General features: G+C 72.7%; 22 protein-coding genes. 9 read left to right on the top strand and 13 right to left on the bottom strand.

The window, feature by feature from the left end:
* Nucleotides 1–215: 215 nt before the first annotated feature.
* Genes ABD091_RS12905 through pdxH form a run of 4 tightly spaced genes read right to left on the bottom strand, consistent with a single transcriptional unit; the run spans nucleotide 216 to nucleotide 5,275 of the window.
* Entirely contained in the window at nucleotides 216–2,240 is a 2,025-nt protein-coding gene (locus ABD091_RS12905) for an ABC transporter ATP-binding protein (RefSeq protein ID WP_343919020.1), read from the bottom strand.
* Nucleotides 2,237–3,970 carry an ABC transporter ATP-binding protein gene (locus ABD091_RS12900; protein WP_343919018.1) on the bottom strand — a complete coding sequence of 578 codons (1,734 nt, stop codon included), beginning with the start codon at nucleotides 3,968–3,970 and terminating at the stop codon, nucleotides 2,237–2,239. The genes ABD091_RS12905 and ABD091_RS12900 overlap by 4 nt, the downstream gene beginning before the upstream one ends.
* Entirely contained in the window at nucleotides 3,970–4,560 is a 591-nt protein-coding gene (locus ABD091_RS12895) for a TetR/AcrR family transcriptional regulator (protein WP_343919017.1), read from the bottom strand. The genes ABD091_RS12900 and ABD091_RS12895 overlap by 1 nt, the downstream gene beginning before the upstream one ends.
* Before the next feature lie 55 nt (nucleotides 4,561–4,615).
* Nucleotides 4,616–5,275: a pyridoxamine 5'-phosphate oxidase gene (pdxH, locus tag ABD091_RS12890; RefSeq protein WP_343919015.1), complete on the bottom strand. Its 660-nt coding sequence runs from the start codon at nucleotides 5,273–5,275 to the stop codon at nucleotides 4,616–4,618.
* A gap of 70 nt (nucleotides 5,276–5,345) precedes the next feature.
* Here pdxH and ABD091_RS12885 point away from each other — a divergent pair, with 70 nt between their 5' ends.
* Nucleotides 5,346–6,455 (top strand): citrate synthase 2, encoded by a 1,110-nt coding sequence (locus ABD091_RS12885; protein WP_343919014.1) that lies wholly within the window; start codon nucleotides 5,346–5,348, stop codon nucleotides 6,453–6,455.
* Complete coding sequence (locus tag ABD091_RS12880; RefSeq protein ID WP_343919012.1) at nucleotides 6,443–7,006, top strand: GNAT family N-acetyltransferase; 564 nt, start codon at nucleotides 6,443–6,445, stop codon at nucleotides 7,004–7,006. Before ABD091_RS12885 ends, ABD091_RS12880 begins: the two co-directional genes overlap by 13 nt.
* 4 nt (nucleotides 7,007–7,010) lie before the next feature.
* Here ABD091_RS12880 and ABD091_RS12875 read toward each other — a convergent pair whose 3' ends face one another.
* Nucleotides 7,011–7,709, bottom strand: coding sequence for an NUDIX hydrolase (locus ABD091_RS12875; protein ID WP_343919010.1), 699 nt, complete (start codon nucleotides 7,707–7,709; stop codon nucleotides 7,011–7,013).
* A gap of 73 nt (nucleotides 7,710–7,782) precedes the next feature.
* Between ABD091_RS12875 and ABD091_RS12870 the strand changes: the two genes are divergently transcribed.
* From ABD091_RS12870 to ABD091_RS12850, 5 genes are read left to right on the top strand one after another with little or no spacing between them, the layout of a single operon-like run.
* Nucleotides 7,783–8,796, top strand: coding sequence for an SPFH domain-containing protein (locus tag ABD091_RS12870; protein WP_343919008.1), 1,014 nt, complete (start codon nucleotides 7,783–7,785; stop codon nucleotides 8,794–8,796).
* The gene (locus tag ABD091_RS12865; RefSeq protein ID WP_343919006.1) at nucleotides 8,793–9,677 is read left to right on the top strand and encodes a hypothetical protein; all 885 of its coding nucleotides are present in this window, start codon (nucleotides 8,793–8,795) and stop codon (nucleotides 9,675–9,677) included. The genes ABD091_RS12870 and ABD091_RS12865 overlap by 4 nt, the downstream gene beginning before the upstream one ends.
* Before the next feature lie 29 nt (nucleotides 9,678–9,706).
* The gene (locus tag ABD091_RS12860) at nucleotides 9,707–10,300 is read left to right on the top strand and encodes a class I SAM-dependent methyltransferase (protein WP_343919004.1); all 594 of its coding nucleotides are present in this window, start codon (nucleotides 9,707–9,709) and stop codon (nucleotides 10,298–10,300) included.
* A gap of 32 nt (nucleotides 10,301–10,332) precedes the next feature.
* Nucleotides 10,333–10,674, top strand: a complete 342-nt coding sequence (locus ABD091_RS12855) for an ArsR/SmtB family transcription factor (protein ID WP_343919002.1) — start codon at nucleotides 10,333–10,335, stop codon at nucleotides 10,672–10,674.
* Nucleotides 10,674–11,609 (top strand): SRPBCC domain-containing protein, encoded by a 936-nt coding sequence (locus ABD091_RS12850; RefSeq protein ID WP_343919000.1) that lies wholly within the window; start codon nucleotides 10,674–10,676, stop codon nucleotides 11,607–11,609. The genes ABD091_RS12855 and ABD091_RS12850 overlap by 1 nt, the downstream gene beginning before the upstream one ends.
* Here ABD091_RS12850 and ABD091_RS12845 read toward each other — a convergent pair.
* The 3 genes from ABD091_RS12845 to ABD091_RS12835 form a co-directional block, all read right to left on the bottom strand.
* Complete coding sequence (locus ABD091_RS12845; RefSeq protein ID WP_343918998.1) at nucleotides 11,578–12,147, bottom strand: VldE C-terminal domain-containing protein; 570 nt, start codon at nucleotides 12,145–12,147, stop codon at nucleotides 11,578–11,580. The two genes, ABD091_RS12850 and ABD091_RS12845, sit on opposite strands and share 32 nt — an antisense overlap.
* Nucleotides 12,148–12,224: 77 nt before the next feature.
* Nucleotides 12,225–12,734, bottom strand: coding sequence for a GNAT family N-acetyltransferase (locus tag ABD091_RS12840; protein ID WP_343918996.1), 510 nt, complete (start codon nucleotides 12,732–12,734; stop codon nucleotides 12,225–12,227).
* On the bottom strand, nucleotides 12,715–13,149 hold the full coding sequence (locus ABD091_RS12835; RefSeq protein ID WP_343918994.1) for a hypothetical protein: 435 nt from the start codon (nucleotides 13,147–13,149) through the stop codon (nucleotides 12,715–12,717). The genes ABD091_RS12840 and ABD091_RS12835 overlap by 20 nt, the downstream gene beginning before the upstream one ends.
* 104 nt (nucleotides 13,150–13,253) lie before the next feature.
* On the opposite strand from ABD091_RS12835, the gene serC reads away from it, so the two are divergent.
* Complete coding sequence (gene serC, locus ABD091_RS12830) at nucleotides 13,254–14,375, top strand: phosphoserine transaminase (RefSeq protein WP_343918992.1); 1,122 nt, start codon at nucleotides 13,254–13,256, stop codon at nucleotides 14,373–14,375.
* On the opposite strand, the gene ABD091_RS12825 is transcribed toward serC, so the two are convergent.
* Nucleotides 14,354–14,854 carry an O-acetyl-ADP-ribose deacetylase gene (locus tag ABD091_RS12825; protein WP_343918990.1) on the bottom strand — a complete coding sequence of 167 codons (501 nt, stop codon included), beginning with the start codon at nucleotides 14,852–14,854 and terminating at the stop codon, nucleotides 14,354–14,356. The genes serC and ABD091_RS12825 overlap by 22 nt on opposite strands.
* Nucleotides 14,855–14,917: 63 nt before the next feature.
* Between ABD091_RS12825 and ABD091_RS12820 the strand changes: the two genes are divergently transcribed.
* Entirely contained in the window at nucleotides 14,918–15,757 is an 840-nt protein-coding gene (locus ABD091_RS12820; RefSeq protein ID WP_343918988.1) for a GNAT family N-acetyltransferase, read from the top strand.
* 3 nt (nucleotides 15,758–15,760) lie between these two features.
* On the opposite strand, the gene ABD091_RS12815 is transcribed toward ABD091_RS12820, so the two are convergent.
* The 4 genes from ABD091_RS12815 to ABD091_RS12800 form a co-directional block, all read right to left on the bottom strand.
* On the bottom strand, nucleotides 15,761–16,759 hold the full coding sequence (locus ABD091_RS12815; RefSeq protein WP_343918986.1) for a DNA topoisomerase IB: 999 nt from the start codon (nucleotides 16,757–16,759) through the stop codon (nucleotides 15,761–15,763).
* Nucleotides 16,760–16,800: 41 nt separating this feature from the next.
* Entirely contained in the window at nucleotides 16,801–17,814 is a 1,014-nt protein-coding gene (locus tag ABD091_RS12810) for a hypothetical protein (protein WP_343918984.1), read from the bottom strand.
* Entirely contained in the window at nucleotides 17,807–19,021 is a 1,215-nt protein-coding gene (locus tag ABD091_RS12805) for a class I SAM-dependent methyltransferase (protein ID WP_343918982.1), read from the bottom strand. The genes ABD091_RS12810 and ABD091_RS12805 overlap by 8 nt, the downstream gene beginning before the upstream one ends.
* 105 nt (nucleotides 19,022–19,126) lie before the next feature.
* Nucleotides 19,127–20,389: a hydroxyacid-oxoacid transhydrogenase gene (locus ABD091_RS12800; RefSeq protein ID WP_343918980.1), complete on the bottom strand. Its 1,263-nt coding sequence runs from the start codon at nucleotides 20,387–20,389 to the stop codon at nucleotides 19,127–19,129.
* Nucleotides 20,390–20,392: the final 3 nt, after the last annotated feature.

Below are 20,392 nucleotides of genomic sequence, written 5' to 3'. Positions count from 1 at the left end.
GAGGACGTGGTTCCGGATCACCTGCGGGTCGGGTGACTGCTGTGGATTCGTCAGCAGCCTGACGGGGCGACTCCGCCCCACAATTGCTACTGGCTGCTAGCGGGCAGCCACCTCACGCGTCCAAGAAGAATTCATTCTCAGGACCACCTCCTTTCCCGTGTGCGGCAACGGTACGTCGGGGGTGGAGGCGCAACAAGGGCTTTTCCACCGCGTGGTCAGGCACCCACCGTGGCGCTCTCGTCCTCGTCGACCATCGGCCGGGTGAACTGCGACCGGTGGAGGCGCGCGTAGGCGCCGTCGGCGGCGAGCAGCTCCTCGTGGGTGCCCTGCTCGACGATCGCCCCCTCCTCCATGACCAGGATCAGGTCGGCGTCACGGATCGTCGAGAGCCGGTGGGCGATCACGAACGAGGTCCGGTCGGCCCGCAGCGCGGCCATCGCGTGCTGGACCAGCACCTCGGTCCGGGTGTCGACCGACGACGTCGCCTCGTCGAGGATCAGCAGTGCCGGCTGGGTGAGGAAGGCCCGCGCGATCGTGACCAGCTGCCGCTCACCGGCGGAGAGGTTGGAGCCCTCCTCGTCGATGACCGTGTCGTAGCCGTCCGGGAGCGAGTGGACGAACCGGTCGACGTAGGTCGCCCGCGCGGCCGCGAGGATCTCCTCCTCGGTCGCTCCGGGCCGGCCGTAGGCGATGTTGTCGCGGATCGTGCCCTCGAAGAGCCACGCGTCCTGGAGCACCATCCCGGTCTGCGACCTGAGCACCGGCCGCGGCAGCTCGGCGATGTCGAGACCGTCGAGGGTGATCCGGCCGGCGTCGAGCTCGTAGAACCGCATCACGAGGTTGACCAGGGTCGTCTTGCCGGCGCCGGTCGGGCCGACGATCGCGACGGTCTGGCCGGGCCTCGCGACCAGCGAGAGGTCCTCGATCAGCGGCTTGTCGGGGTCGTAGGAGAAGGCGACGTGCTCGAAGCGGACCTCCCCGCGGGCTCGCTCCCCCGGCCGCTGGCCCGCCGTCGTGTCCTCGGGGTCGGCCAGCTGCTCGTCGGCGTCGAGCAGCTCGAAGACCCGCTCGGCCGACGCGACGCCGGACTGGAGCAGGTTCATCATCGAGGCGACCTGGGTCAGCGGCTGGGTGAACTGGCGGCTGTACTGGATGAAGGCCTGCACCTCGCCGAGCGAGATCGCACCGCTGGACACCCGGATCCCGCCCAGCACGGCGATGACGACGTACTGGAGGTTCCCGATGAACATCATGATCGGCATGATCAGGCCGCTGACGAACTGGGCCGTGAACGAGGCGCGGTAGAGCTCCTCGTTCTGCTCGGCGAACTCGCGCTCGACCTCGGCCCGACGGCCGTAGACCTTGACCAGCGCGTGGCCGGAGAAGGTCTCCTCGACGTGGGCGTTGAGGGTGCCGGTACGCCGCCACTGCTGGACGAACTGGCCCTGCGAGCGCTTCATCACCTGGCCGGTGACGACCATCGTCACCGGCACGGCCGCCAGCGCGACGAGCGCGAGCAGCGGCGAGATCCAGATCATCATCGCCAGCACCGCGAGCACCGTCAGCAGCGAGTTGAGCAGCTGGCTCATCGTCTGCTGGAGGCTCTGGCTGATGTTGTCGATGTCGTTGGTGACGCGGCTGAGCAGCTCGCCGCGCGGCTGCTGGTCGAAGTAGCCCAGCGGCAGCGCGTGGACCTTGTCCTCGACGTCGGCGCGCATCCGGCGCACGGTGCCCTGCACGACGTCGTTGAGGAGGTAGCCGGCCAGCCACGCGAGAAGCGAGCCGAGGACGTAGATGCCCAGCACGATCAGCAGCACCCGGCCGACGGCGTCGAAGTCGACGCCCTGACCGGGCACGACGTCCATCGCCGAGACCATCGAGGCGATCTTGTCCTCGCCCTGCTGGCGCAGGCCCTCGACCGCCTGCTCCTTGGTCACGCCCTCGGGGAGCCGGCCACCGACCAGGCCCGCGAAGATCAGGTCGGTGGCGACGCCGAGGACCCGCGGACCGACGGACATCGCGAGCACGCTCAGCACGGTGAGGCCGACGACGGCGAGCGCCTTGGTGCGCTCGGGCGCCATCCGGCGCAGCAGCCGCTTCGCCGACGGCCCGAAGTCGCTGGCCTTCTGGCCGACCATCCCGCCGCCCATCGGCCCGCGGCCCGGACCCCCGGCGGGCGCCTGGATCCGCTCGGTCTCCTTCATCTGGCCCTTCGGCCGGGCGTTCTCCGTCGTGCTCATGCCACCTCCTCGGCGGTCAGCTGGGAGGCGACGATCTCCTGGTAGGTCGTGCAGGTCTCGAGCAGCTCGTCGTGGGTGCCACGGCCGACCACGCGGCCGTCCTCGAGCACGATCACGACGTCGGCGTCGCGGATCGTGGAGACCCGCTGGGCCACGACCACCACGGTCGCGTCGCGGGTGATCGGTCTCAGCGCCGCACGCAACCGCGCATCGGTCGTCAGGTCGAGCGCGGAGAAGGAGTCGTCGAAGAGGTAGACCTCGGGGCGGCGTACGACGGCGCGCGCGATCGCGAGCCGCTGGCGCTGGCCGCCCGAGAGGTTCGCGCCGCCCTGGGCGACGACGCTGTCGAGGCCGTCGGGCATCCGCTCGACGAAGTCACGGGCCTGCGCGACCTCGAGCGCCTCCCAGACCTCCTCGTCGGTGGCGTCGGGCTTGCCGTAGCGGACGTTGTCGGCGATGGAGCCCGTGAACAGGAAGGCCTTCTGCGGGACCAGCCCGAGCCGCGACCAGAGCAGCTCGGGGTCGAGGTCGCGCACGTCGACCCCGTCGACGACGACCCGTCCCCCGGTCGCGTCGAAGAGCCGGGGGACCAGGTTGAGCAGCGTCGACTTGCCAGCCCCCGTCGACCCGATGATCGCGACCGTCTGGCCGGGGCGGGCCTCGAGGGAGACGCCGCGGAGGACCGGGACGTCGGCACCGGGGTAGGCGAAGTCGACGTCCTCGAGCCGCAGCGTCCCCCGCTCGGTGAGCTCCGTGACCGGGTGCGTCGGCGACGGCACGGAGGTCTCGGTGTCGAGCACCTCGGTGATCCGGTCGGCGCAGACCGCCGAGCGCGGGATCATCATCATCATGAAGGTCGCCATCATCACCGACATCACGATCTGCATCAGGTAGGCGAGGTAGGCGGTCAGGTCGCCGACCTGCATCTGGCCAGCCTCGACCCGGTGACCTCCGAACCAGAGCACCGCGACCGAGGCCACGTTGGCCACCAGCATCACGGTGGGGAACATCCCGGCCAGCCAGCGGCCGGCGGTGACGGCGACCTGGGTGAGGTCGTCGTTGGCCCGCGCGAACCGCTCGGTCTCGTGGCGCTCGGTGACGAAGGCGCGCACGACGCGGACGCCGGTGATCTGCTCCCGCAGCAGCCGGTTGACCTCGTCGATCCGCACCTGCATCAGCCGGAAGCTCGGGACCATCCGGGTCACGATGAAGCCGATCGAGACGCCGAGCACCGGGACGATCGCGGCGACCAGCCACGACAGGCCGGCGTTGACGTGGATCGCCATCACGATGCCGCCGACCATCATGATCGGCGCGGCCACCATGAGCGTCCCGCCCATCAGCACCAGCATCTGCACCTGCTGGACGTCGTTGGTCCCGCGGGTGATGAGCGAGGGAGCGCCGAACTGCTGCACCTCGCGGGTCGAGAACGTCCCGACCCGGTGGAAGAGCGCGGCGCGGACGTCGCGGCCGAAGCCCATCGCGTTGCGGGCGGAGAACCACACCGCCGCGATCGAGCAGGCGACCTGGACCAGCGTCACCCCGAGCATCACCGCCCCCACCCGGAGGATGTAGCCGGTGTCGCCGTTGACGACGCCCCGGTCGATGATGTCGGCGTTGAGACTGGGCAGGTAGAGCATCGCGACGGTGCCGACGAGCTGCAGCGCGACGACGGCGAGCAGCGGACCCCGGTAGGGCCGCAGGTAGGTGCGCACGAGTCGGAGGAGCATCAGCGGATTCCCTTGCAGTCATGGCGGCAGAGGCCGTCGAGGACGGTGTCGACGACGTCCTCGGGACCGACGTAGTGGCCGTCGGAGATCAACGGGTGGGCGCCGGAGAAGGCCAGCAGCCGGAGCCGGTGGCAGAACTCGTCGACCGGGACGGTGAGCCGGTCGGCGTCGGCGCCGACGACGCCGGCCATCAGCGCCGCGAGCCGGGCGCGCACGGCGTCGGCCTCGGGGCCATCGTGGCGAGGGGGCCGGACCAGCCCGACCTTGCGCATCAGGTCGAAGGTCGCACGAAAACGCTGCTGGAAGATCGAGACCATGAGCACCAGCCGCTCGCGCAGCGGCAGGTCGGCGTCGATCTCGAGCATCCGCTCGACGAGCGCTCCGGGGGCGAAGGCCCGGTCGATGGCGGCCTCGACCAGCTCCTCCTTGCTGTCGACGACACGGAAGATCGTGCCCTCGGCGACACCGGCCGCCTCGGCGATCTGGCGGGTGGTCACGTCACGCCCGTGCTCGCGCAGCAGCAGCAGCGTCGTGTCGACGAGCTGGTCGAGGCGCTGCTCGGGGGCCATCGGGCGGGCACGGGGTGGCATGCCGACCAGAGTAAGTGAGTGAGCACTCACTCACAAGTGGTTTCCGCTGCCGCCGTCAGGGGGCGAGGCGCTGGGTGACCCAGGGCGAGTCCGGGGTGCCGCCGCCGCGGCGGTAGACGAGACGGTCGTGCATCCGGCCGGGCCGTCCCTGCCAGAACTCCAGCGCGTCCGGCACGACGCGGTAGCCGCCCCACTCCTCCGGCACCGGGACCTCGCCGCCCTCGAAGCGCGCCTCCGCGGCGTCGTACGCCGCCTGCAGCTCGGCCCGGTCGGCGACCGGCCGCGACTGGTGGGAGGCGTGGGCGCCGAGGCGCGACCCGCGCGGCCGCGCGGAGAAGTAGGCCGCCACCTCGTCGGCCCCCAGCGGGACCGCGCTGCCCTCGACCCGCACCTGCCGCTCGAGCGGGTGCCACGGGAAGAGCAGCGCGCACCGCGGGTTGGCGGCGAGCTCCTCGCCCTTGCGGGACCGGCGGTTGGTGTAGAAGACGAAGCCGGCGGCGTCGTGGCCCTTGAGCAGCACCATCCGCGACGACGGCCGCCCGTCGGCGGAGGCGGTGGCGAGCACCATGGCGTTGGGCTCGTGGATGCCGCCCTCCCGCGCCTCGTCGTACCACCGCCGGAACATCGCGACGGGGTCCTGGTCGAGGTCGTCCTCGGTGAGGCCGCGGTCGGCGTACTCACGCCGCAGGCCGGCGAACGGGTCGTCACCACTCATGGCGCCGAGCCTAGACGGGGTGCAGAATGCCCCTCGGCCTGATCATCCGGGCCGCCGACGAAGGGGTCACATGAGCGAGCCACAGGTCCACCACGGTCTCGAGGGCGTCGTCGCCTTCGCCTCCGAGATCGCCGAGCCGGACAAGGAGGGGTCGGCGCTGCGCTACCGCGGCGTCGACATCGAGGACCTGGTCGGCCGGGTGCCGTTCGAGAACGTCTGGGGGCTGCTGGTCGACGGCACCTACTCCCCCGGACTGCCGCCGGCCGAGCCCTACAACATCGCGATCCACACCGGCGACGTCCGCGCCGACGTCCAGGCCAGCGTCGCGATGCTGGCGCCGATGCTCGGCATGGGCCAGACCTACGACATCTCCGACGAGGCCGCCCGCGAGGACCTCTCGCGGGTCGCGGTGATGGTGCTGTCCTACGCCGCCCAGGCGGCCCGCGGCATCGGCAAGCCGGTCGTGCCGCAGCGCGAGGTCGACCAGGGTGCCTCGCTCGCCGAGCGGTTCCTGATCCGCTGGCGCGGCGAGGCCGATCCCCGGCACGTCAGGGCGATCGACGCCTACTGGAGCTCGGCAGCCGAGCACGGCATGAACGCCTCGACGTTCACCGCCCGCGTCATCACCTCGACCGGTGCCGACGTCGCCGCCGCCTTCTCCGGTGCGATCGGCGCGATGAGCGGCCCGCTCCACGGCGGGGCACCCTCCCGCGTGCTCGGCATGATCGAGCAGGTCGAGCGCTCCGGCGACGCACGCGGCTACGTCAAGCAGCTGCTCGACGACGGGGAGCGGCTGATGGGCTTCGGCCACCGCGTCTACCGGGCCGAGGACCCGCGCGCCCGCGTGCTCCGGCGTACGGCGCGCGAGCTCGACGCGCCCCGCTACGCGGTCGCCGAGGAGCTCGAGCAGGCGGCGCTCGCCGAGCTGCGCGAGCGCCGACCCGACCGGGTGCTCGAGACCAACGTCGAGTTCTGGGCCGCGATCGTGCTCGACTTCGCCGAGGTCCCGGCGCCGATGTTCACCTCGATGTTCACCTGTGCGCGCACCGGCGGCTGGTCGGCCCACATCCTCGAGCAGAAGCGCACCGGGCGGCTGATCCGGCCCTCCGCCGTCTACACGGGACCGGACACCCGCCCCGCCGACAGCGTGGAGGGCTGGAACGAGGAGTGGGCGGGCTGACCGACCGGCGTCCCACCTTCACGACGGAGCGGCTGCGGCTCGCGCCGTTGACGGAGGATCACCTCGACCACCTCGTCGAGCTCGACTCCGACCCGGAGGTGCTGCGGTTCATCTGGGGGCGAGCACTGACCCGTGAGGAGTCGCTCCGGCACGGGTCGAAGCGGATCGACCTCGTTGGCGAGGCACGCGGCATCGGCGCCTGGGCGGGCTACGAGGACGGCACCTTCGTCGGGTGGTGGACCCTCCAGCGCGACCCCGACGACGACAGCACGGCCGAGCTCGGCTACCGGCTGCGCCGCGAGGCCTGGGGCCGCGGCCTGGCGACCGAGGGTTCGCGTGCGCTGCTCGACCACGCCTTCACGACGCTCGGGCTCCCGCGCGTCTGGGCCGGGACCATGGCCGTGAACGCGGGCTCGCGTGGGGTGATGGAGAAGCTCGGCCTCCGCCTCGAGCGCACCGTCGTCGAGGACTGGGACGAGCCGCTCCCGGGCGCCGAGCTGGGCGAGGTCTACTACGCCATCACCCGCGAGGCCTGGCTCCGGAGGACCTGACCGCTCAGGCGGGCCGCAGCATGGCGGGGTGGAGCAGCCGGGCTGTGCCGGCGCGGTAGAGCTGGGCGGGCCGTCCCGGCTCGCGCGCCGTCATCTGGCCGGTCGGCTCGAGGAAGCCCTCGGTGCCGGTGACCTTGCGGTGGAAGTTGCGCGGGTCGAGCGGCTGGCCCCACACGGACTCGTAGACCCGGCGCAGCTCGGCCACGGTGAACTCCGGCTCGCAGAACGCCGTGGCCAGGGGCGAGTACTCCAGCTTCGCCCGCGCCCGCTCGAGGCCCAGCGCCAGGATCTCGTCGTGGTCGAAGGCCAAGGTCTCTGCCCCCAACGGCGCGCCGGCCGGGCTGACCGGCAGCCAGGTCGCCTCGGCGGCGTCGCTCCCGGCGACCGCGTCGGGCAGTCGCGGCAGCAGTGCGAGGTAGGCCGTGCTGACCACCCGGCCGCGCGGGTCGCGGTCGGGCCGACCGAAGGTGGCGAGCTGCTCGAGGTGCCCCCCGACCTCGCTCACGCCGGTCTCCTCGGCGAGCTCGCGCAGCGCCGCCTCGGGCAGGTCCTCCCCCTCGGTGACGAAGCCGCCGGGCAGGGCGAGCTCACCGGCGTAGGGCGCCACGCCCCGGCGTACGACGAGCACGCAGAGAGAGCCATCGCGCACCGTGAGGACGACGAGGTCGACGGTGACGGCAGCGGTGAGGCGGAGGCGGGACACGCGGCCATCTAATCATCAACTTGACGAAAAGTCCTCCTCGCCTTATCGTCGTTATGACGATAAGGAGCACGCCATGGCTGAGATCACCCGCCTTCCCCTCACCCGCCACCTGCGGAGCAGCGCCACCACCCATGTCCGGCACGTACGCCGCGGCCGGGTCGTCCACGACGGGCCCGGACTGTCCTTCTGGTACTCGCCCCTGACCGCCGCACTGAGCGAGGTCCCGGTCGACGACCGCGAGCAGCCGGTCTTCTTCCACGCCCGCACCGCCGACTTCCAGGACGTCGCGATCCAGGCGACGGTCACGTTCCGGTTCACCGACCCCTCGCGCGCCGCGAGCCGACTCGACTTCGAGATCGGGAGCAACGACGGGCGGTGGCGCAGCAGCCCGCTGGAGCAGGTCGGCGGCCTGCTCTCCCAGCTTGCCCAGCAGCACGCGGTCGCGCTGGTCGCGGGGCTCGACCTGCCGACCGCCCTGACCGACGGCGTCACCGTCGTCCGGGACGGCGTCACCGCCGGACTCTCGGGCGACCCTCGACTCGAGGCCGTCGGCCTCGAGGTGGCAGACGTCCGCGTCGTCGGCATCACCGCCGAGCCGGAGCTCGAGCGGGCCCTGCAGACCCCGGTCCGCGAGCTCGTCCAGCAGGAGGCCGACAAAGCGACCTTCGACCGCCGCGCAACCGCGGTCGAGCACGAGCGGGCCATCGCCGAGAACGAGCTCCAGAACCAGATCGAGCTGGCCCGTCGCGAGGAGCAGCTCGTGGCCCAGCGCGGCCAGAACGAGCGCAGCCGGGCGACCGAGAAGGCCGCTGCCGACCGGATCGAGAGCCAGTCGGCGGCCGAGAACGAGGAGGTCCGGGCGCGCGCCCGTGCCGAGGCGACCCGGCTCGCCGGCGCCGCCGAGGGCGAGGCCGAGACGGCGCGCATGGCGGCCTACGAGGACGTCGACCAGGCCACGCTGGTCGCGCTCGCGATGCGGGAGCTGGCCGGGCACCTGCCCGAGATCGGGACGCTGCACCTCGCGCCCGACACCTTGGCGGTGCTGCTCGACCGGCTCACGGCCACCGGGGACCGGGAGTCGTCATGACCCTGCAGCCGCGAGCCGTGGTCGTCCACCGCACGTCCGAGCTCGACGCCCTCGTCGCCCGTCACGGCACCACGGGCCAGGCCGCCTTCTTCCTCGAGTCCCGCGGTCGCGACCTTGCCGGGGTCGCAGCCTCTCACGCGGCGCTGGAGCGGGCGCTGGCCTCGGTCGCGGCTGACATCCCTGCGGAGTGGCGCCGAGTGCGCGTCGAGCGTGAGGACCTGCCGCGCTTCGCCTTCGAGCCCGGCGACGTCGTCGTCGCCGTCGGGCAGGACGGGCTGGTGGCCAACGTCGCGAAGTACCTGTCCGGGCAGCCGGTGATCGGGGTGGACCCGGCGCCCGGCGAGCACCCCGGCGTCCTCGTCCGTCACCGGGCCGAGGCGGTCGGCGCGCTGCTCTCGCGACACCCCGGCCTGCCCACGGACTCCCTCGCCATGGTCACCGCCTGGTCCGACGACGGCCAGCGGCTCACCGGCCTCAACGAGGTCTTCGTCGGCCATGCGAGCCACCAGTCCGCCCGCTACACCCTGGCCGGCGGCGACGGGTGGCGGGAGCGTCAGTCGTCGTCGGGGCTGCTGGTGGGGACCGGCACCGGGGCGACAGGGTGGTGCCTCTCGGTCGCCCGGGAGCGCCGTGCCCCCGCCCGCCTGCCCGAGCGCAGCAGCAGAGACCTCGCCTGGTTCGTGCGCGAGGCCTGGCGCTCGCCCTCGACCGGCGCCGACCACACCGGAGGGGAGCTTGCACCCGGCGACCTGTTGGGGGTGCGGGCAGAGTCCGACCTCGTCGTCTTCGCCGACGGGATGGAGGGCGACGCCCTCCACCTGACCTGGGGCCAGGAGCTCACGGTCGGCGTCGCGGACGGCGCCCTCCACCTGGTCACGTGAACGTCAGCGCCCCGTGGTTGGCTGACCCGGTGAGCGACATCTCGGACACCAGGGACCTGTGGGACCGCGAGGCCCAGACCTTCGACGAGGCGGCCGACCACGGCCTGGCCGACCCGGACTGTCGCGAGGCATGGCGGGCACTGCTCCTCGAGCACCTGCCTCCCGCCCCGGCGCGCGTCGCCGACCTCGGCTGCGGCACCGGCACCCTATCCCTCCTGCTCTCCGGCGAGGGCTACGCCGTCGACGGGCTGGACCTCTCCCCGGAGATGGTCCGGCGTGCCCAGGACAAGGCCGGGCACGTCGCCACCTTCGTCGAGGGCGACGCCTCCCGGCCGCCGCTCGAGGCGGGTGCCTACGACGTGGTGCTGAGCCGCCACGTGCTGTGGGCGATGCCGTCGCCGGCCGAGGCGCTGGGCCGATGGATCGACCTGCTCCGCCCCGGCGGCCGGCTGCTCCTCGTCGAGGGGAACTGGGTGACCGGTGCCGGCCTCTCCGCCGAGCAGACGGTGGGGATGGTCGAGGCAACGGGCCGCCCGGCGACGCTCCGGCGGATGCCGGAGCCGGTCTTCTGGGGCCGCGAGATCACCGACGACCGCTACCTGGTGGTCTCGACCGCCCCTTGATAGGTGACCATTTAGTCACATAAAGTGTCGGCATGGACCCGCAGGACGCCGTCTTCCGCGCGCTGGCCGACCCGACGCGCCGGGAGGTGCTCGACCTGCTCTTCGAGCAGGACGGGCGCACGGTCGGCGAGGTCTGCGAGGGCTTCGCCGACCGGATGAGCCGGTTCGGTGTCATGAAGCACCTCGCGGTGCTGGAGGAGGCCGACCTCGTCGTCGCGGTCCGCGACGGACGCAGCAAGCGGCTCCACCTCAACCCGGTGCCGATCGAGCAGGTCGCCAACCGCTGGATCAGCAAGTACGCCGCCCGCTTCACGTCCGCGCTGGAGGCACTGCGGCAGCACGTCGAGGACGCCCCCGGGGAAGGGACCGCCTGATGGCCATCACCACGCACGTCTACCAGATCCACATCGCTGCCGACGTCGACACCGTCTGGGCGGCGATCACGCAGTCGGAGTGGACCCGTGACTACTTCCACGGCACGCACTACGCCGAGGGCCCCGCGCCGGGAGCCCGGTTCCGCACGGTCACGGCCGACGGCGGCGACGCCATCGACGGCGTCGTCGAGGAGATGACCCCGCCCGCCGACGGCCGGCCCGGCCGCTTCGTCCAGACCTGGCACGTCCTCTACGACGCGGCGATGGCCGCGGAGCCGCCGGGGCGCGTGGAGTGGACGGTCGAACGGGCGGGTGAGGGCCTGACCCGCGTGCGACTCGTCCACGGCGACCTGGCGAGCAGCCCGCTCACGTGGGCGAACGTCAAGGACGGCTGGGTGTGGGTGCTCGACGCGCTGAAGAGCGTCATCGAGACCGGGCGCTCCCTGCCGCGCGCCGACGTCGAGCCCGAGGACGAGGAGCCGGCCGAGGGCGACTGGCACCGCCGCCAGGGCGTCGGGGCGAACAACGCCGCGTTCGAGCTCCTCGAGGCCGACCGCGGGCCGGTCGAGGACGAGGAGCTGCTGCGCCTGGCCTACACGGCGGCCTACCACTGGCAACGGGCGCGCGGCCGGGCGCCGGAGAACGACGTGCGCGCCGACTACCTCGTCTCACGCGCGCTGGTGGCGACCGGTCAGGCCGACCGCGGCCTGCTGGTGGCCGACCGGGCGCTCGCCCGCTGCGAGGCCGAGGGCATCACCGACTTCGACCTCGCCTACGTGCTGGAGGCCAGGAGCCGCGCGCTGCACGCGCTCGGCCGTCCTGACGACGCCGCGGCCGACTGGGACCGCGCCCGGGCCGTCGACGTCGCCGATCCCGAGGACCGGGAGATCCTGGCGGCCGACCTCAGTCGAGCCGACCCTCGTACCAGCTCGTGAGGCCCTTGCCGCCGCGACGGCTCAGCGAGATGTGCATGTGGTCGCGGTGGCGAAGCGTCTTGCTGCACTTCTTCTTGGTCTTGCAGGAGGACGAGAGGTAGGGCTCGGCGGCGAACTCGTCCCAGGCGGAGTACATGTGGTCGTTCCAGATGATGTACATGACGCCCATCCGGCGGGCCTTCGCATCCGCGTTGCCGGCCTTGTCGGTCGCCCGCACGGCCCGGAGGAGACCGGCCGCCCGCTGCCGGTCCTTCTTCCTCGTCGCGTCGAGGGTCCAGTCGAAGGCCCGGCCCTCCTTGTGCTCGGAGGTGCCTCCGCTCCTGCACGGGCGGGAGATGCCACCGAAGGCGCCGCCCTCGTGGTCGACGATCCAGCGGCCGAGCACCTTCGTCCCGGGCTTGGCCTTCGGGGCGCAGCGGGTCTGGGGCTGGTAGGGCGCATAGTCCTCGATGCCGGCGGTGTCGCCCGCGTGCGCGGGCAGCGCGAGGGCGGCCAGCGTGGCGAGGGCAGCGAGGAACGACAGGAGCAGGCGTGGCACGGGGATGCCTCCGAGAGATGGGGGGTGGTCCTGGGGGGGCGCCCAGCATCCCCCGGATCGGGCATCCTGTCAGCAGTTCAAGCGAGGCGTTTGCCGAAGCAGCGGCTCGAGGGCGACCACGCGTAGTGGCCGAAGTCGGCGATCCGCGTGTAGCCCGCCGACTCGTAGAGCGCGATCGCCTCCGGCTGGGCGGTGCCGGTCTCGAGCACCATCGCGTGTGCACCACCCGCGGCGGCGGTCGCCTCGAGGTGGGCCAGGACCGCGCGCGCCAGACCGCGGCCGCGTGCGGTCGGCGAGACGTACATCCGCTTCACCTCGGCGGTGACCGTCACCCCGAAGGCCTCGACGTCGCCGCGTCGCCGCCACGCCCCGGACGCGACCGGGACGTCGTCGAGGTAGCCGACGAAGAAGCTGCCCGAGGGTGGCTCGAACATCAGCGGGTCGAGCGGGGTGTCGTCGCGGCCGCCGTAGCGCACGACGTACTCCTGCTGGACCTCCTCGACGAGGAGCAGCGCATCGGGGTGGCCGAAGCCGACCCGTTCGAGGCGCCAGCCGCCACCGCCGGTCTCAGGCGAGCGACTGACCACAGCCGTCACAGTAGCGGGCGTCGCCGTCGTTGCGGACGCCGCACGGGCGGCAGAACGGTCCGCCCGCCACGCGGGGACCGTCGTCGACCGTCCTGCCGACGCCCAGCAGACCCTCGCCGTCGGTGAGGTAGGCCGCCGAGTCCTTGACGACCGGCGACAGCTCGCCCGAGGTGTAGCGGGCGGCCGCACCGGCATAGCCGGCCTGGCACAACCAGGCGCCCACGGCGAGCAGCGGGATGCCGACGAAGAACATCCAGAACTTCGTGGGCTCCTCGAAGCCCTCGAGCGTGAAGAAGTCGACCAGGGCCGTGGCCATGAACCCGACGGCGACCACCAGCACGAGCGGGCCTGCCACCCGGAAGAACGTGCGGAGCCCGGCCTGGTGGCGCAGGCCCGGGTTCGGGACGGTGTTCATGGTTCCCCCTCGCGTCGTGGTCGTCACAGACCGGGTGTCACAATAGGCACGGCTGACAGCGTCGTCAGGCAGACCACCCGACTCCGACGGAAGGTTGCCTCCTCGTGACCGACGCCCTGACCATCCCCGCCGACCTGCTCCCCGCCGACGGCCGTTTCGGCGCAGGCCCCAGCAAGATCCAGACCAGTCACCTCGACGCGCTCGCCGCGACCGGCAGCAGCCTGATGGGCACCTCCCACCGGCAGGCGCCGGTGAAGAACACCGTGGGCCGCGTCATCGAGGGCCTCGCTGCGCTCTTCGACCTGCCCGAGGGCCACCAGGTGGTGCTCGGCAACGGCGGGGCGACGGCGTTCTGGGACGCGGCGTGCTTCGGGCTGATCCGGGAGAAGAGCCAGCACCTGTCCTTCGGCGAGTTCTCCTCGAAGTTCGCGACGTCGGCGAAGAAGGCGCCGTGGCTGGCCGACCCGTCGGTGGTCACCAGCGAGCCGGGTTCGCGTCCCGACGCGGTCGCCGAGGAGGGCGTCGACGCCTACGCGTGGGCCCACAACGAGACCTCCACCGCGGTCATGGCCCCCGTCCTCCGTCCCGCGGGCCTGGCCGAGGGCGACCTGGTGCTCGTCGACGCCACCTCCGGGGCCGGCGGGCTGCCGGTCGACCTGCGCGAGGTCGACGCCTACTACTTCGCGCCCCAGAAGTGCTTCGCCTCCGACGGCGGCCTCTGGATCGCGATCCTGTCGCCCCGTGCGCTCGCCCGGGTCGACGAGATCGCCGCGACCGGCCGCTACGTGCCGCCCTTCCTCGACCTGCCCACGGCGATCGACAACTCGGGGAAGAACCAGACCTACAACACGCCCTCGGTCGCGACGCTCTTCCTCATGGCCGAGCAGCTCGACTGGATGAACGCGAACGGCGGGCTCACCGGCATGGTCGAGCGGACCACCGCCTCCTCCGACGCGCTCTACGGCTGGGCCGAGAAGACCGCCTTCACCACGCCGTACGTCGCCGACCCGGCCCACCGCTCGCTCGTGATCGGCACCATCGACTTCGACGACGCGATCGACGCCGCCGCCGTCGCGAAGGTGCTGCGCGCCAACGGGGTCGTCGACACCGAGCCCTACCGCAAGCTGGGCCGCAACCAGCTCCGGATCGCGATGTATCCCGCGATCGACCCCGCCGACGTCGAGGCGCTGACCCGCAGCATCGACTACGTCGTCGACAACCTCTGAGCGATCAACGTGTGGGTCGCCCCGTCGAAGGCGACCAACCGGGCCTCCTCGACCTCGGTCGGGGAGGCCCGCAGCGTCTCCACGGCCGCGTCGACCGCGTCCTGCCTCGGCCAGCCGTAGATCCCGGCGCTGACCAGCGGGAAGGCCACCGAGCGAGCCCCCAGCTCGTCGGCGACCTCGAGCGCCCGCCGGTAGCAGGAGGTCAGCAGGCCCCGGTCGGTCTGGCCGGCGGCGTGGTTCGGCCCGACGACGTGGATCACCCAGCTCGCCGGCAGCTCCCCCGCCGTGGTCCAGCCGGCGTCGCCGGTGGCGAGGCCGTCCGGGAACCGCCTCACGCAGTCCTCGAGGACCGCGGGACCGCCCGCACAGTGGATGGCGCCGTCGACACCCCCACCCCCACGCATCCGGGTGTTGGCGGCGTTGACCACCGCGTCGACCTCCTGCTCGGTGATGTCGCCCTGCACGACGGTGATCCGCATGCGACGAGCATGACCTCACAGGGCCATTGCCGCACCCCTCGGGGTGGAGGATGCTTGCCGGACGTGAGCAGCACTGACGTCGACCCGGAGTGGTCGGACCGCGCGGAGCGCGCGGAGGCGGCGGCATTCCGTCGCATGATCGAGGACCTTCCGGGCGAGGCCCGGGAGCTGGTCGGCGCGTCCGTCGCCCAGGTCGCCGACGGGGTCCACACCCGGGTCGCGCACGACCCCATGGGGGGCTACTGGAACAAGGCGCTGGGTTTCTGCGAGCCGGTGACGGAGGAGACGGTCGCCGAGGTGGTGAGCGGCAACCGCGAGTGCGGGGTGTCCGCCCTGGCCTTCGCCCTCCAGCCCCGGGTCGTGCCGGGCGACTGGTCGGCGATCGGCGAACGGCACGGGCTCACCCGGGGCGCCGTGATGGTCAAGTTCCTGGGTCCGGCCGAGCCACCCGCCGACGCGACCACCGACCTGAGGGTGGAGCGCGTCGGGGTGGCGCACGCGAGGACCTTCGCGGAGGTCATGGCCGACGGGTTCGGCGTGGGCTGGTCCGCCGAGACGGAGGCGATGTTCGCCATGACGGCCGGCTTCGACGGTGACTGGGCGACCTACGCCGCCTTCGACGACGACCGGGTCGTGGGCGTCGCCCGGATGCTGGTGCTCCCGGACCTCGACACGGTGGCGCTGTTCGGGGCGGCGACCCTGGCCGAGGCCCGGGGCCGGGGCGCGCAGACCGCCCTGATGGCCGCCCGGCTCGCGGAGGCGCGGGACCGTGGGATCACGTGGGCGGCCGCGGACACCTGGGCCGAGCAGCTGCCCGACCACCCCAATCCCTCCCAGCACAACATGGTCCGGATCGGCCTGACCGAGGTCCACCGCCGGCCCCACTGGGTGTGGCGCGGCTGAGGGTCACTCCTTCAGCAGCCGCAGCACCGCACGCTCGAGGGCGGCCTGCCGCTGGTCGACGGTGTCGTACTGCTTGCGGGCGGCGGTCGCGATGGTCACGCCCTCCTCGTAGAGGTCGACCACGCGCGGGTCGACGTAGGACGTGCGGGCCAGCGTCGGGGTGTTGCCGAGGAACTCCGACACCTCCCTCATCGCCGCCGACACCGCCCGCTTGCGGGAGGCCTTCGTCCTCCCCGGCTCGTCGGACTGGGCGAGGGCGGCCGCGGCGAGCACGGTCGCGTGCCAGGTCCGGAAGTCCTTGGCCGAGTAGTCCTCCCCCGTCGTGCGCCGGAGGTAGTCGTTGACGTGCGTGGAGTGGAGGTCCTTCCACGAGCCGCCGTCCTTGAAGGCCAGCAGCTGCTCGCCGCCGCGCCGTCGCCGCATGACGTCGAGCGCCTCGATCGCTGCCGGGTCGTCGATGGTGATGCAGTGCTCCACCCCCGACTTCCCCTCGAAGCAGAACTCGAGCTTCCCCCCCTTCTTGCTGACGTGGTGGCGCTGCAGCGTCGTGAGCCCGAAGGACCCGTTGGTGTCGGCGTAGACGTCGTTGCCGATCCGGAAGTAGCCGAGGTCGAGCAGCCGGGCCGCGGTCGCGCACGCCCGGTCGAGGAGCATGCCGCTGGTGCCGAGGTCGACGAGGATCTGCTCCCGCGCGCGCGACAGCGCCTTCCCGAAGCCGAGCACGCGCGCGTGCTTGAGGCTGTCGCGCTGCTCACGCCACGCCGGGTGGTAGAGGTACTGGCGACGACCGGCGTCGTCGGTGCCGACCGCCTGCAGGTGGCCGTTCGGGTGCTCGCAGATCCACACGTCCTGCCAGGCCGGCGGGATCACGAGCGCCTTGCAGCGCGCGACCTCCTCGGGACCGAGCCGGGCTCCGTCAGCGTCGAGGTAGGTGAACCCGGAACCGGCCCGGCGTCGGGTCCAGCCCCTGTCGTCGGGGGACGTACGACGCAACCGCGGCATGTCCCGGATCGTAAGGGGCTCCCGGTCACCGCGGCCTCACCTCAACGTGGGTGGTCGCGTTGTCCTCGCGGTGGCCGCAGGGAGAGCACCAGCACCACCAGGGCGACGACCGCCACCGCCGGACCCACGAGCCACGGCCACGGGTCGCGCGGCCGGTCGGGATCCTCGGGGATCTCGCGGCCCTCCCGCGAGTAGGTGCCGGGAGAGGACGAGGGAGACGGGGAGGGGGACGGCGACGGCGAGGAGCTCACGGGGCCCGCGGGGAGGTCCGGCAGCGCGACCTCGTAGACCGGTGACCGCAGCCCCTCCGACCCGACGAGCACTGCTCCCTCACCCGTCACGGCCAGCGACTCCCCCTGCCGCTGCTCGGGCAGGTCGAGCTCCGCGACCGGCTCCAGCGCCGGCCAGCTGTAGACGACGGCGCGCGTGTAGTCGCGGAGGACCAGGTGGTCGCCGTCGGGGAGGAAAGCTCCGTCGGTGACGACCGACATCACCGGCCCCCGGGGACGCAGCGTGCCCACCCCGGTGGTGGAGAGGTCCTCCGGCGCGACGTAGACCTGACCGCCGAGCACCTTCTTGGTCACGACGACCAGCCGGCCCGTGCGCGGGTGGACCAGCAGGGCCTCGGCGTCGGCCGGGCCGTCGGCGTAGCGCAGGGCGAACCGCTCACCCGCCACGTCCTGGTCGCGCGCGGCCACCGGCACGCGGACGACGCTGATGGTGTCGCGCACGGCGCCGTTGTCACCGATGTCGCCGACGTAGACGGTGTCGCCGCTCGCGGGCGCGACGGCCTCGACGTCCTCGGCGCCGCCCTCCCAGCGGGTGGTGCCGACGGTGCGGCCGGTGGCGGGGTCGACCACGAACGCGCGCGCCGCGTCGCCGGAGTCGTTGACGGTGACGACCAACCCGCCGTCGGTCAGCGCGAGCCCGCTGGACTCGACGATCTCGGGGTCCTGGAAGCGGAACAACGGCGCCGGCCGCTCGCCGGACGCCCCCGTGGCGACGCCGACCCCGAAGGGCAGGGCGACCAGCAGCGCGAGGAGCGCCTCACGCACGCGGCCGCTCCAGCAGCTCGGCGAGCCGCGGCGTGACCGACCACGTGGCGACCAGGTCGTCGTACTCCTTCCGGACGCTGCCGCCCGTCACGGGGCTGCCGGCGCGAGTGGCGCGGAGCAGCGTGTTGCGGGGGGTGTGCTGGCTCTCGACGAACTGCACGACCTCGACCCGGTAGCCCTGCAGCCGCATCAGCTGCGCACGCAGGGCGTCGGTCAGCGTGTCGGCGAACCGTTCGCGGAGGATGCCGTGGCGCGTGAGCATCTGGTAGGGCTCCGGCGTCGGGGCCCTGCGCAGCTGGGCGGCCACGTCGTGGTGGCAGCAGGGGGCCGCCAGGACCAGCGGGGAGCCCCACGCCACGGCACGGGCGAGCGCCTCGTCGGTGGCGGTGTCGCAGGCGTGGAGGGCCAGCACGACCTCCGGCGGGCGGTCGAGCTCGACGTCGTCGATGCCGCCCACGACGAAGTCGGCCGCGATCCCGAGCCCCTCGGCCACCTCGCCGTTGTGGTCGCGCGACTGCTGCTTCACGTCGACGCCCGTCATGGCGACCGGCAGGCCGCGGACGTGGGTGAGGTAGCGGTGGGCGGCGAACGTCAGGTAGGCGTTGCCGCACCCGAGGTCGACGACCCGCAGCGGGTCGCCCTCGGTGGGTCGACGGAGGCGGCCCTTGCCGACCGCCTCCCGGATCGCCAGGTCGAGGATCCTCAGGAACTCCTCGACCTGGCGGTACTTCGCCTGACGGCTCGGCTTGACCCGGCCCTGCTGGTCGGAGATCCCGAGCGCGACCAGCACCGGGTCGTCCTCGGGGAGCAGCCGCTGCTTGTCGCGGTCGTGGCCACGCTCCGCCTCGACCTCCGTGGGCCGCGGCTTGCTGTGGAGCATCGCCTCGCCCTTCTTTGTGACCCGGACCTGGTGGAGCTCGGTCGTGGTGTCGACGTGCCAGTTGCCGAAGGGCTGCTCGAGCAGGTCGGCGACGGCGTCGCGGGCCGCGTCGCCGACGAGGTGGTTGCTGGTGTGGGCCTGGGTCTCGTCGTAGGCCGTGACCTGGAGGTGGCGGCCGGCCTTGAGGTCGACGTAGCGCAGCTCCACGCGCCGCCACGGCGGCTGCTGGCCCTTGCGGCGGCCCGACGCCACGGCCCGGACCAACGCGTCCGGGTCGAGCAGGTGGGTGCGCATCCGGTCGAGCACCGTGAGCAGCGGCTCGCTCATCCCGGCCACACCGCGGCGAGGACGACGATCAGGAGCAGGAGCCCCAGCGCCACCGGGATGACGAGTCGGCGGTGGCGGGGATTCACCCCGCGATCCTACCGAGGCTCACCAGTTCTCCAGCGACCCCCGGAAGATCCCTGCGAGGTCGTCGGCGGTGGCGGCGCGCGGGGCGATCGCGTGGAGCCGCTGCTGCTTGAGCGACCCCTCGACGAGGCCGTCGACGTCGGCGGCGCCGTAGCCGAGCTCGGCGAGTCCGCTGGGCAGGCCGATGTCGCGCATCAGCGCGGTCAGGACGCCGGGGAGCACCTCCGGGCCGGACCCGGTGACGTCGGGGTCGAGCAGCCGGGCCGCCGCCAGGTGCCGCTCGGGCGAGGCCTCGAAGGTGAACCGGAAGGCCGCCGGTGCCGTCATCGACACCGCCATCCCGTGGGGCACGATCGGCTGGTCGTCGGGGTAGCCCGGCGGCCGGTAGTCACGCACCCGGCCCGCGATCGGGTAGGCGTTGGCGTGAGGGACGTGGACCCCGGCGTTGCCGAAGCCGAGGCCGGCGAAGGTCGCCGCCATCACCATCTGCTCGCGGGCGACCCGGTCGCCACCGTCGCGGACGGCGGTGCGGAACGAGGTCGCCAGCAGCGACATCGCCTTCTCCGCCCACACGTCGGAGATCGGGTTCGCGCCGCAGTAGGGCACCCGCTCCCCCGGCTGCTTGGCGTCGAAGTCGGCGAACCACCGCGCGGTCCAGCTCTCGAGCGCGTGGCTGAGGATGTCCATGCCGGAGGACGCGGTGACCATCGCCGGTTGGCTGAAGGTGAGCTCCGGGTCGACCACGGCCCACGTCGGGCGCAGCCGTGGGTGGCTGATGCCCGACTTCACGTGCTGCTCGAGCACGTCGAGGACGCAGACCGTCGTCGACTCGCTGCCGGTGCCGGTCGTGGTCGGCACCGCGACCAGCGGCAGCAGCGGCTCCGTCGGGGCACGGCCGCCCCCGACGGGCGCGTTCACGTAGTCGAGCACCTCGCCGGGGTTGGTCAGCAGCAGCGCGACCGCCTTCGCGGTGTCGATCGCCGATCCCCCGCCGACGCCCACCACCGCGTCGAAGGGACCGGCCTGCCGGGCGAAGGTCACCGCGTCGGCGAGCGAGGCGTCGGTCGGCTCGACCCGTGCGGCGTCGTAGGTCGTGACCGTGAGACCGGCCGCCGCCATCTGGTCGGCGATGCGCCCCGGGTGGCCCGACGCCGCGACGCCCGGGTCGGTGACGAGCAGGGCGCGGCGGGCACCGGTGGCCGCGAGGTCGGGCCCGATCTCGGCCGAGGCGCCCGCCCCGAGCTTGAGACCCGGAGCGCCGTAGGTGAAGACGGTCTCGCTCATGCG

Source organism: Nocardioides aestuarii, from assembly GCF_039527245.1.
GTDB classification, from domain to species: Bacteria; Actinomycetota; Actinomycetes; order Propionibacteriales; family Nocardioidaceae; genus Nocardioides; species Nocardioides aestuarii.
This window is presented reverse-complemented; position numbering and strand designations above follow the sequence as displayed.

Coding starts and splice junctions, on each gene's coding strand:
- ABD091_RS12905 (WP_343919020.1), bottom strand. CDS start 2,240: ATGAGCACGACGGAGAACGCCCGGCCGAAGGGCCAGATGAAGGAGACC.
- ABD091_RS12900 (WP_343919018.1), bottom strand. CDS start 3,970: ATGCTCCTCCGACTCGTGCGCACCTACCTGCGGCCCTACCGGGGTCCG.
- ABD091_RS12895 (WP_343919017.1), bottom strand. CDS start 4,560: ATGCCACCCCGTGCCCGCCCGATGGCCCCCGAGCAGCGCCTCGACCAG.
- pdxH (WP_343919015.1), bottom strand. CDS start 5,275: ATGAGTGGTGACGACCCGTTCGCCGGCCTGCGGCGTGAGTACGCCGAC.
- ABD091_RS12885 (WP_343919014.1), top strand. CDS start 5,346: ATGAGCGAGCCACAGGTCCACCACGGTCTCGAGGGCGTCGTCGCCTTC.
- ABD091_RS12870 (WP_343919008.1), top strand. CDS start 7,783: ATGGCTGAGATCACCCGCCTTCCCCTCACCCGCCACCTGCGGAGCAGC.
- ABD091_RS12865 (WP_343919006.1), top strand. CDS start 8,793: ATGACCCTGCAGCCGCGAGCCGTGGTCGTCCACCGCACGTCCGAGCTC.
- ABD091_RS12855 (WP_343919002.1), top strand. CDS start 10,333: ATGGACCCGCAGGACGCCGTCTTCCGCGCGCTGGCCGACCCGACGCGC.
- ABD091_RS12850 (WP_343919000.1), top strand. CDS start 10,674: ATGGCCATCACCACGCACGTCTACCAGATCCACATCGCTGCCGACGTC.
- ABD091_RS12835 (WP_343918994.1), bottom strand. CDS start 13,149: ATGAACACCGTCCCGAACCCGGGCCTGCGCCACCAGGCCGGGCTCCGC.
- ABD091_RS12825 (WP_343918990.1), bottom strand. CDS start 14,854: ATGCGGATCACCGTCGTGCAGGGCGACATCACCGAGCAGGAGGTCGAC.
- ABD091_RS12815 (WP_343918986.1), bottom strand. CDS start 16,759: ATGCCGCGGTTGCGTCGTACGTCCCCCGACGACAGGGGCTGGACCCGA.
- ABD091_RS12805 (WP_343918982.1), bottom strand. CDS start 19,021: ATGAGCGAGCCGCTGCTCACGGTGCTCGACCGGATGCGCACCCACCTG.
- ABD091_RS12800 (WP_343918980.1), bottom strand. CDS start 20,389: ATGAGCGAGACCGTCTTCACCTACGGCGCTCCGGGTCTCAAGCTCGGG.